The organism is Saccharibacillus sp. WB 17 (assembly GCF_008634075.2).
In the GTDB taxonomy this organism is placed as follows: Bacteria; Bacillota; Bacilli; order Paenibacillales; family Paenibacillaceae; genus Saccharibacillus; species Saccharibacillus brassicae.
Window position 1 is genome coordinate 106,580 of record NZ_VPFK02000010.1, and the last position, 9,755, is coordinate 116,334.

Annotated in this window: 9 protein-coding genes (1 of these 9 cut by a window edge); 4 read left to right on the top strand and 5 right to left on the bottom strand. The window is 59.9% G+C overall.

Going from position 1 to position 9,755, the window contains the following annotated elements:
* Positions 1-117 precede the first annotated feature (117 nt).
* From FTE24_RS03220 to FTE24_RS03230, 3 genes are all read left to right on the top strand, one after another.
* On the top strand, positions 118-795 hold the full coding sequence (locus FTE24_RS03220; RefSeq protein ID WP_141447730.1) for a response regulator transcription factor: 678 nt from the start codon (positions 118-120) through the stop codon (positions 793-795).
* Entirely contained in the window at positions 792-2,156 is a 1,365-nt protein-coding gene (locus FTE24_RS03225) for a sensor histidine kinase (protein WP_141447729.1), read from the top strand. The genes FTE24_RS03220 and FTE24_RS03225 overlap by 4 nt, the downstream gene beginning before the upstream one ends.
* A 121-nt stretch (positions 2,157-2,277) precedes the next feature.
* Positions 2,278-3,294: an alpha/beta hydrolase gene (locus FTE24_RS03230; RefSeq protein ID WP_150234297.1), complete on the top strand. Its 1,017-nt coding sequence runs from the start codon at positions 2,278-2,280 to the stop codon at positions 3,292-3,294.
* A 144-nt stretch (positions 3,295-3,438) separates the two neighbouring features.
* Here the strand turns inward: FTE24_RS03230 and FTE24_RS03235 are convergent, their stop codons facing one another.
* The 5 genes from FTE24_RS03235 to FTE24_RS03255 form a co-directional block, all read right to left on the bottom strand.
* Positions 3,439-4,254, bottom strand: coding sequence for an ABC transporter ATP-binding protein (locus tag FTE24_RS03235; protein ID WP_150234295.1), 816 nt, complete (start codon positions 4,252-4,254; stop codon positions 3,439-3,441).
* Positions 4,254-5,309: a FecCD family ABC transporter permease gene (locus tag FTE24_RS03240; protein WP_150234293.1), complete on the bottom strand. Its 1,056-nt coding sequence runs from the start codon at positions 5,307-5,309 to the stop codon at positions 4,254-4,256. Before FTE24_RS03240 ends, FTE24_RS03235 begins: the two co-directional genes overlap by 1 nt.
* The gene (locus tag FTE24_RS03245) at positions 5,306-6,346 is read right to left on the bottom strand and encodes a FecCD family ABC transporter permease (RefSeq protein WP_141447726.1); all 1,041 of its coding nucleotides are present in this window, start codon (positions 6,344-6,346) and stop codon (positions 5,306-5,308) included. Before FTE24_RS03245 ends, FTE24_RS03240 begins: the two co-directional genes overlap by 4 nt.
* Before the next feature lie 5 nt (positions 6,347-6,351).
* Entirely contained in the window at positions 6,352-7,467 is a 1,116-nt protein-coding gene (locus FTE24_RS03250) for an iron-siderophore ABC transporter substrate-binding protein (protein ID WP_150234291.1), read from the bottom strand.
* 552 nt (positions 7,468-8,019) lie between these two features.
* Entirely contained in the window at positions 8,020-9,333 is a 1,314-nt protein-coding gene (locus tag FTE24_RS03255) for an ATP-binding protein (RefSeq protein WP_150234290.1), read from the bottom strand.
* 391 nt (positions 9,334-9,724) lie between these two features.
* Here FTE24_RS03255 and FTE24_RS03260 point away from each other — a divergent pair, with 391 nt between their 5' ends.
* Positions 9,725-9,755 carry the 5' end (the start) of a ThiF family adenylyltransferase gene (locus FTE24_RS03260; protein WP_160441635.1) on the top strand. The gene runs 1,007 nt beyond the window's last position, so only the first 31 of its 1,038 coding nucleotides appear in the window; it begins with the start codon at positions 9,725-9,727; the stop codon falls past the right edge of the window.

Here is a 9,755-nt window from a genome sequence, read left to right on the forward strand (position 1 = left end):
GGCCGCTTGCTGCGTAGAAGAGTACCGGCCCTGCAAGTCATGAGTTACGAGTTACGAGTTACGAGTTACGAGTCACGGGAAGATTCAATCCGCAAGCACGGGGAAAAGAGGAATGCGATGCCGACGATACTGGTCGCCGACGACGACGCGAATATTCGCGAGCTCGTTTGTTTGTTTTTGCGCAATGACGGATGGATGGCGGTGGAAGCCGCGGACGGGAGAGAAGCGCTGGAGGCGTACGATTCGACGCCGATCGACCTGGTCGTGCTCGATATCATGATGCCGGTGCTGGACGGATGGGAATTGTGCCGCGAGCTGCGCAAGCGAAGCGCCGACCTGCCGCTGCTCATGCTGACCGCAAGAGGCGAGACGTGGGAAAAGGTCAAAGGTTTCGAGCTGGGCACGGACGATTATCTGACCAAGCCGTTCGATCCGCTGGAGCTGACGGTGCGCGTGCGTTCGCTGCTCAAGCGAAGCCGGACGAACGCCGGACGGAGCGTGCAGCTCGGAGGCGTTACGCTGGATCGCAGCACGTACAAAGTGACGGTCGCCGGAGGTCCGTCGCTCGACCTGCCGCTCAAAGAGTTCGAACTGCTGTACAAGCTGGCCGAGACGCCGGGTCAGGTATACACGCGCGAACAGCTGATCGAGAGCATCTGGGGACTCGATTACGCCGGAGATAACCGGACGGTCGACGTGCATATCAAGCGGCTGCGGGAACGCTTCGCGGATACGGCGGACTTTGCGATCGAGACGGTGCGGGGACTCGGATACCGGCTGGAGGCCGCCAAGTGATCCGCTCGCTGTATACGCGGGTCGTCCTGATCTTTCTCGTCTCCGTCATCGGCGGGACGCTGCTGTCGTTTTTTATCGCGACGTGGGCGTTCCGGGAGCCGTTGAACGAGAATTTGCAGATTCCGCTCGTCCATTTCGCTCAGGACGTGGCCCGAATCTATGAGGTGCTGCCGACGGACGAAGCGGATGCTTTTGTCGCGGGCATGCACCAGCTCAGTTCTTACCATATACGCATTTACGAATCGCCGGACGTTTTCCGCTCTTTCGGGCAACTTGACGGAGAAGGGATTGCCGATATTACGAGCGAAGAAGTGCGGCGGGTATTGAGCGGCGAAAAGATCCAGAGAAACCCGAACGGGTTGACCATATCGCTCGTGGGGCTGCCGTTCGAGACGAAAACCGGCTCCCAGGCAATCTTCATCGATCCGATGGGATCGCCGTCGTCCCTGTTCGTGCTGAAATGGCTGCTGAACTTTTCCGTCTATGCGCTGGTCGCCGGCAGTCTGGTCATTTTGGCCGCGGCGTATTTCCTCGTTCGGCCGATCCAAAAGCTGACGGGAGCGACCCGGCGGATCGCGGAAGGCCACTTCGACGTCAAACTCGATATTCGGCAAAAAGGCGAGCTGGGCACGCTTGCGCGCAGCTTCGAGCAGATGATACGCGAGTTGGGGCAGCTTGAGACGATGCGCCGGGACTTCGTCTCGAACGTCTCGCACGAAGTGCAGTCGCCGCTGACTTCGATTTCCGGGTACGCGGTCGCGCTCAAGCAGGTCAAACTGAGCGAGGAGCAGCGTATCCGCTATCTCGACATCATCATCGGGGAGGCGGGGCGCATCTCCAAGATGAGCGACAGCCTGCTGAAGCTCAGCGCGCTCGAAGCGCAGTCGCCGCAGCTCCGCCGCGAACCGTTCCAGCTCGACGAGCAGCTTCGCCGCGTCGTCATCGCGCTTCAGCCGCAGTGGCAGGAGCGGCAGATCGCGTTCGAGCTGGATCTGCCGGACGTGCGGCTTGCGGGCGACCGCGATCAGCTCGACCAGGTCTGGACGAACCTGATCGGCAACGCGATCAAGTTCTCCCCGGACGGCGGGCAGATCGCTATCCGGGTAGAGACGGACGAAAGCATCGTCACGGTGCGCGTAGCCGATCAAGGCATCGGCATCGCGCCGGAAGACCGGGAACGCGTTTTCGAACGCTTTTTCAAAGCCGACCGGGCCCGCAGCCGCAAGTACGAAGGCAGCGGGCTCGGACTCGCCATCGTCAAACAGATCGTCACGCTGCAGGGCGGAGAGATCGCGGTAGAAAGCGAATTGGGACAGGGCACGACGTTTGTCGTGAGCCTGCCGCTCGCCCCGCCGAATTAAACGTCCTGTTCATGCTGCGTTCATACTGCCGTCACGAAGCGTCCATGCGGACCGGTTATGCTTGGTGTATCGGCAGCTTGAAGCGGCCGGAATACAGAAATGGAAACGGGAGTGGATCGACATGGCGGCAGCACAAAGCGAGAACGGAAACGGCGCGGCAGAGACGGGCAAAATCAAAAAAAAGCGTAAACCGCTTCGAATCATAAGAAACGTATTGGGCATCTTCGCGGGGATCATCGTGCTGTTCTTCGCGATCGTGTTCGTGACGGACAAAGTCGCGGGCAGCATGGAAGAAGCCCGGATCGAGCCGTACGGGCAGTTCGTCGAAGTGGACGGCAAGCGGATGAACGTGCGGATCGACGGGGACGGCGCCGAGACGATCGTGCTGCTGCCGGGCTACGGCACGGCGGCGCCGGGGCTCGATTTCGAGCCGCTGATCCGGGAACTGGAAGCGAAAGACTACCGGATCGTCACCGTCGAGCCTTTCGGCTACGGGCTCAGCGACGGAACGGACAAAGAGCGGACGACCGACAACATCGTCGGCGAAGTCCATGAAGCGGTGCAGCAGCTCGGACTGACACGCTACGTGCTGATGGGCCATTCCATCGCGGGGCTGTACGGCCTGGAGTACGCGAACCGCTATCCGGACGAAGTGATCGCGTTCGCCGGTATCGACACCAGCGTCCCGTCGCAGGGCGGCATGGACACGGAGCTGCCGATCGGCACGTTCAAATTTCTGCGCCAGTCCGGCCTGATGCGGATGCTGACCAAAATCAGCGGCGATCCCTACGCGGCGCTCGATTACGACGAGTCGACCAAAGAGCAGATGCGCATGATCACGAACCGCAAAGGCAACAACAAGACGATGCTGAACGAGATGAGCCATATCTCTTCAAACTTCAATCAGGCCAAAGAAGCCGGCGCGACGTTCCCGGCCGACCTGCCGCTGCTGCTGTTCATCAAGAAGGACGACGTCGAAGTGACGAACTGGACCGGCCTGCACGAAGAGCAGGTGGCCCATTCGGCGCACGGCAAATTGATTCCGATGGAAGGCGACCATTATTTGCACCATACGCTTTCCCAGGAGATTGCGACCGACTTTGACGCTTTTATGGACGGGCTTGGGAAGAAGAATTGATCTATTATTCCGGAAAATCGCAACGAAAAACCCCCGATCCGCGCCGGTGCGCGATCGGGGGTTTTTCGTTGCGTCGTAAACGGCGCCGCCGGGACAGTACGGGCAGAAACGCAGCAGCGTACGAGACCTAAGCGACCGGCAGACTTACAAAGCCGCTCTCGTCTCCATATGATGCCGCCCTTTGGGCACGACCATCGGGCTGCCGGAGACGGGGTCGTCGATCACTTCGCAGTCCAGCCCGAACACGTCCTTGATCCGTTCGCTCGTGATTACTTCGGACGGCGTGCCTTCGGCGACCAGCCGTCCTTCCTGAAGCGCGAAGATATGGTCGGCGTAGCGCGCCGACAGATTGATGTCGTGCAGCACCATGACGATGGTCGTGCCGTGCTTGCGGTTGAGGTCGGTCAGCAGGTCGAGAATCTCGATCTGGTACGTGATATCGAGAAACGTCGTCGGTTCGTCGAGAAACAGGATGTCGGTCTGCTGCGCCATGGCCATGGCGATCCAGACGCGCTGACGCTGGCCGCCCGACAATTCGTCGATGTTGTGGTTGGCGAACTCCGTAATGTCCATCAGCTCCATCGCTTCGGCGACGGCGGCGTAGTCCTGCTTGGACCAGCCGCCGAGCAGCGACTGGTGCGGGAAACGTCCACGGCCGACGAGATCGGCGACGGAGATACCTTCCGGCACGATCGGGGACTGCGGCAGCAGCCCGATGATCCGGGCCAGCTGCCTGGACGGATATTTGGCGATCGGCTTGCCGTCAAGCGTAATGCTGCCCGAAGTCGGCTTGATCAGCCGGGCGAGCGCTTTGAGCAGCGTCGATTTGCCGCAGCCGTTCGAGCCGATGATGACGCTGATCCGGCTGCCCGGAATCGTCAGGTCCACGCCGTTGATGACCGTCTTGTGCTCGTAGCCCGCGACGACCTGTTCGGCCCGGAAAATATGGTTCGGCTTCATCACAATTCCCCTTTCTGATTCATGCGGATTAACAGGAAGATCAGGTACGGCGCTCCGAGCAGGCCGGTGATGACGCCCACAGGGAATCGGTAGACGAAAGCGAACTGCCCGATCAGATCGGCGGCCAGCACGAGATTGATACCGACGAGCCCAGCCGGGATGAGGCCGTGGAAGCCGCTGCCGACGAGCCGCTTGGCGATCGGTCCGGCCAGAAACGAGACAAAAGCGATCGGTCCCGTCGTCGCGGTCGCGATCGAGACGACGAACACCGCGCAGACGATCAGCGCGATACGCGTCTTGTCCGTGCTGACGCCGAGCGAGGAGGCGGTCTGTTCGCCGAGTTCCAGCACGTGCAGATGCTTGCCCAGCAGCATCAGGATCGGCGTGCAGATCAGCACGATGAGGACGAGCGGCGGCAGTTCGCTCATCTTGGAACCGTTCAGGCTGCCCGACAGCCAGCGGATCGCCGCCGGGACGTCTTTTTCCGAGCTGATCAGCAGCAGATACGAGATGACCGAGTCGAGCATGGCCTGAATGCCGATGCCGATCAGGATCAGCCGCCCGATCGAGAAGATCTTGCCGCGGGCGAGAACGTAGATGACGATTACGGTGACAAGTCCGCCGCCTACGGCCGCCGCGGACGTGACCGCGCCGCTTGCCTGAAGTACGGTCAGGCAGAAGACGGCGGCCGCGCTTGCGCCGGACGTGACGCCGATCACGTTCGGATTGGCGAGCGGATTGCGCAGCAGCGTCTGGAACGTGTAGCCGGCGATGCCGAACGCGAAGCCGGCGAACAAGCCGGCCAGCATGCGTGGCAGGCGCAGCGTGCCGACGGCGAACGAGACGCCTTTGATCTTCTCGCCGGCCAGGGCGCGAACGACCTGGTCGAGCGGGTAGATCGTATTGCCGAGCATCAGCATGGCGGCGCACAGCGAGACGGCGATCAGCGCGAGGATGCCGGTCACGAGCATCCAGCGGCGCGCCCGCTGCCGCCGGCCCGCGCGGATGAATTCGACGGACGCCGCCGGAACGGCGAGTTTGGAAGTCAGGGTCATAAGGAACGCACCTTCGCTCTCATCGCCAGAATGATCAGAATCGGAGCGCCGACGAAGGCGGTCACGACGCCGACTTCAAGTTCGCCCGGACTGCCGATCAGCCGGCCGAAGACGTCGGATACCGTCAGGATGATCGCGCCGGCGACGGCCGACAGCGGAATGACGAAGCGCAGGTCCGGTCCGACCATGAGGCGGACCACATGGGTCGCCAGCAGGCCGATGAAGCCGATCGGCCCGGCCAGCGCGGTCGTCGCGCCGCACAGGATCACGCCGGCGAGCGCCGCGATCAGCCGCAGCGTGCCGGTCTTGACGCCGAGGCCTTTGGCGGTCTCGTCGCCGAGCGCCAGCGCGTTAAGCGCCGGCGAAGTGAGGAAGCCGATCAGCAGGCCGACGAGCAGGAACGGGAGGAACGTTCCGATACTGCTCCACGTGCCCGACCCGACGCTGCCGACCTGCCAGAAGCGGAACTGGTCCATGACGTGGGAACGCGGGATCAGGATGGCCGTGACGAGCGAGGAGAGAGCCGCGCTCGTGGCCGCTCCGGCCAGAATCAGCTTGATAGGCGTGGCTCCGCCGCGCCCCAGGGAACCGACGCCGAACACGAATACCGCCGTGAGCGCGGCGCCGGCCATTGCCAGCCAGATGTATTGGCTGGCCGTCGTCATATTCAGGAAAGCCATGCCGCACACCACGAACAGAGAAGCTCCCGTATTCACGCCCAGTATGCTCGGATCGGCGATCGGATTGCGCGTCACGGCCTGCATCAGCGAGCCGGATACGCCGAGTGCCGCGCCGCAGAACAGGCTGAACACGGTCCGGGAGATCCGTTTTCGAACGATGTTCGCTTCGTAGGAGTCGTTCTCCGGACGAAACAAACCGTCGATCAAATCGTGAAACGGCACTGCCCGCGAGCCGAATGCGAGGGAGGCGAGAATACTCGCTCCCAGCAGGATCAGGCTCACGATCAGTACCGTAAGGAAATGCTTCGGGATGTGCGGACTCGGACGGTGATCGCTCGAGACCGTAATCGGGTTCATCTTGTTTATTTAACCTTGTCGGCGGCAGCGCCGAGCAGCTTCATGTAATCGTCGATCGTGTACGCGATCGACAGCGGCGTCGGCGTTCCGGCCGCGACGAGCGGCGTATCCGCCGTGATGAAAGCGACGGAACCGCGTTCGATGGCCGGAATTTTGCCGAGCAGCGGATCGGCCTGCAGCGCTTCGAGCAGCTGGTCGTCGCCGTAGCCGACGATCAGGTCGACGTCGTTCAGCGCCTGGGCATTCTCCGCGCTCAATTCCAGCGAGTAGCTGTCCGGGTCGGTAATCAGCGAAGTGATGCTCTCCGGGTAAGTCAGGCCCATCTCTTCGAGGAACGAGACGCGCGTATCGACCGGCGTGTAGATGTGCAGCTTGGACAGATCGTCTGAGGAGAAGTTAACCCAGGCGATTTTTTTGTCTTTGAGCTGCGGGTAGGCGGAGAATTTCTCGTTAATGAGCGTTTCGGTATCGGCGATCAGCTGGTCGCCTTCGGCCGGCATGCCCATGCCCTGTGCGATCAGTTGAACCTGTTCGCGCCATTTGGTCGTCCAAGGGGACGTCGGGTAAGCGACGACCGGAGCAATCTCGCTCAGCGTGTCGTAATCTTCCTGCGTGATGCCGGAATAAGCGGCGAGGATTACGTCCGGCTTGGTATCGGAGATCGCTTCGAAGTCGAGGCCGTCCGTGTCCTGGAACACGTTCGGGTCGGTTGCGCCGAGCTCGTCCAGCTTTTCCTTCGTCCACGGCAGCAGTCCGCTGTCGTCCTGCACGCCGAAGTTGGCAGCGGAGAAACCGTCCGGCACGACGCCCAAAGCGAGCGCTACGTCCTGGTTGCCCCATTGGATCGTGACGATCCGTTCAGGCTTGCTCTCGATCACGGCATCGCCCAGCGCGCCCTTGATCGTAACCGGGTATTCCATGGCCGAAGCGTCGGCGGCAGCCGGTTCTTCTTCGGCAGCTGTCGTCGTGTCCGCGGCTGGAGCCGTTTCGGTCGTCGCCGAATCGGCTGCGGCCGGAGCGGGAGTCGTAGCGGCCGGCTGCGCGCCGCAGCCGACGAGCGCCAGAACCAGCAGAATCGAGATCATGGCGGTCAGGAGCGAATATTTTCTTTTTCTGTTCATGATGAACCCCTCTCTGTGTGGAAAGCTTATTGGGTGGAGCAAAATTCTACGCGGTGAATAAAAATGCAATAAAATGAGAAATATGATTCTGATAATGATTATCAACATCACTAAATATATCGGTATACAGGGAGCGCTGTCAATCGCAAATTTGAGCGCTCAGCCGGGAATACGTACGTATTTTCATAGAAAAACCTGACATCGAACGCGAAAAAGAACGGATCGGGTCGCGATTTTCGAACATTCGCAGGCGACGCACACCAAAAATGCCTGCCGCACCAAGGTCGGACGTTTAGAAGGAAGAGCATACGAAAAAGCCCGTACTGAAGTACAGACGTTCGCAGAGAGGGCAGACCAAAAACGTCCGTACTGAAGTACGGACGTTCGCGGCACGCAGGTTTGAAGTTCCGGACTTGAACATGCATGCTTATACGGAATTATACGAAAAGCGCAGGAAGCGGAACGACCGGCCCAGGCCGCTTGGGTTTCGCCAGACAGCCCGATGCTCGGATGGTTCGATGCTCTGATGGTTCGATGGGTCGGCCGCCCCGCTTACCGGCCCCAGGCCGATTCGGGCAGCTCGACCGGCAGGCTGAACGAGAAGCAGCTGCCCGTCGCCGACGAATGCTTCAGCCGCAGCTCGCCGTTCATCAGGTCGACGAGCTGCTTGCAGATCGACAGGCCGAGCCCGGTGCCGCCGTAACGGTTGACGTAGTTGGCCGTATGCAGCTGCGTGAACGCCTGGAACAGCAGCGGCTGCTTGTCTTCCGAGATGCCGCTGCCGGTATCGGTGACGGTGAACGTCAGATATACGTTGGCCTCGCGGTCGTCTTCGAGCGCGGCGCCCGAGGCGGACGACAGCGGCAGCGCCGCAAGACTCGTCTCCGGGTCCGTTCTGGAGTCGGTGGAGACGTAAGCTTCGATCCGGATCTCGCCTTCTTCCGTGAACTTCAGCGCGTTCGACAGCAGGTTGATCAGAATCTGACGGATTTTGTTCTCGTCCCCGATCCAGAGATCCGGCATATGCATCGGAATGACCTCGTTCAGCTTGACGTTTTTGCGGGCAGCTTCCGAGCGGAACAGCTGCAGCACTTCGACCAGGCAGCCCCTGAGCGAGAACGGTTCGTACACGACTTCCATTTTGCCGGAATCGAGCTTGGAATAATCCAGGATCTGATTGAGGATCGTCATGAGGGAACTGCCGCTGGAATGGATCAGCCGCAAATACTGCCGCTGCGTCTCCGACAGGTGAGTCGATTCGAGCATCTCGCCCATGTTCAGGATCGCGTTCATCGGCGTGCGGATCTCGTGGCTGAGAATGGCGAGCAGATTCGCTTTTTCTTCGAGCGTCTTTTTCCGTTCCTGCTCGGCTTCGCGCCATTTCTGATACGTATGGTCGAGGGTCAGCATATTTTCGAAAAAAGCGGCCAGCGATTGCAGCAGCTCGACGTCCTGGGTCTGATACGCGTAAAAGTTGTCGTCGAACGCGCACAGCGAGCCGAACACGCGGCCGTCGCCGTCCTTGATCGTGACGCCCATGAACGAGCAGCCGCCGATAAAAGGGGTCACGTCCATATTCCGGGTCAGCGGGTGGTTCCGGTTGTCGTCGATCACGAGCGGCTCGGGGCCGTGCTCGGTCACCAGATGGCAGTAGGAATCGGTGTGGTCGATCACGAGTCCTTCCTGTAAAATGACGGCGCTCCGGTTGATCGTATTGAGCACTTTGGTCTCGTAATCGTCGCTCAACGCGATGCAAAACGTGTTGGCGGGAATGATCTTGCAGGCCGTATCCACGATTTGGGCGGCCGAGGCGTACAATTTTTCGGACAAAACGTCCATGACGTCGATATAACTCGTCTTCAGCAAAGCGCACCTCCAAATAAATAAACGTTTCGGGACAAAGAAAAGAAAACCATTTATTAAAATATTTACGTAAAATAGGAATAGGAGTATGAAAAAGAGAGCGAATAAACGTGGATAATGTCGGAAAAAGACGGATTTCTACTAAGTATGTTCTGTTATAAACTCATAACGGCTTCTCCTAAACAGGTATCGCGTACGCTTGGCGCAAAAAAAGTCGAATCGCCGGCCGATCTCCCCGTTGCCAAGCGTCGAACGATTCGTTATGCTGAATTCAAACCGAATATGAATGCGGGTGCTGGATGAAGTCCGGCTGAGATGGGAGCCTTGTGCCCTGGACCGTTAATCTGATCCAGGTAATGCTGGCGTAGAGAACCTCATTCGAATTGTTCAAGCCATTCGTGTATTCTCCGAATGGCTTTTTTTTT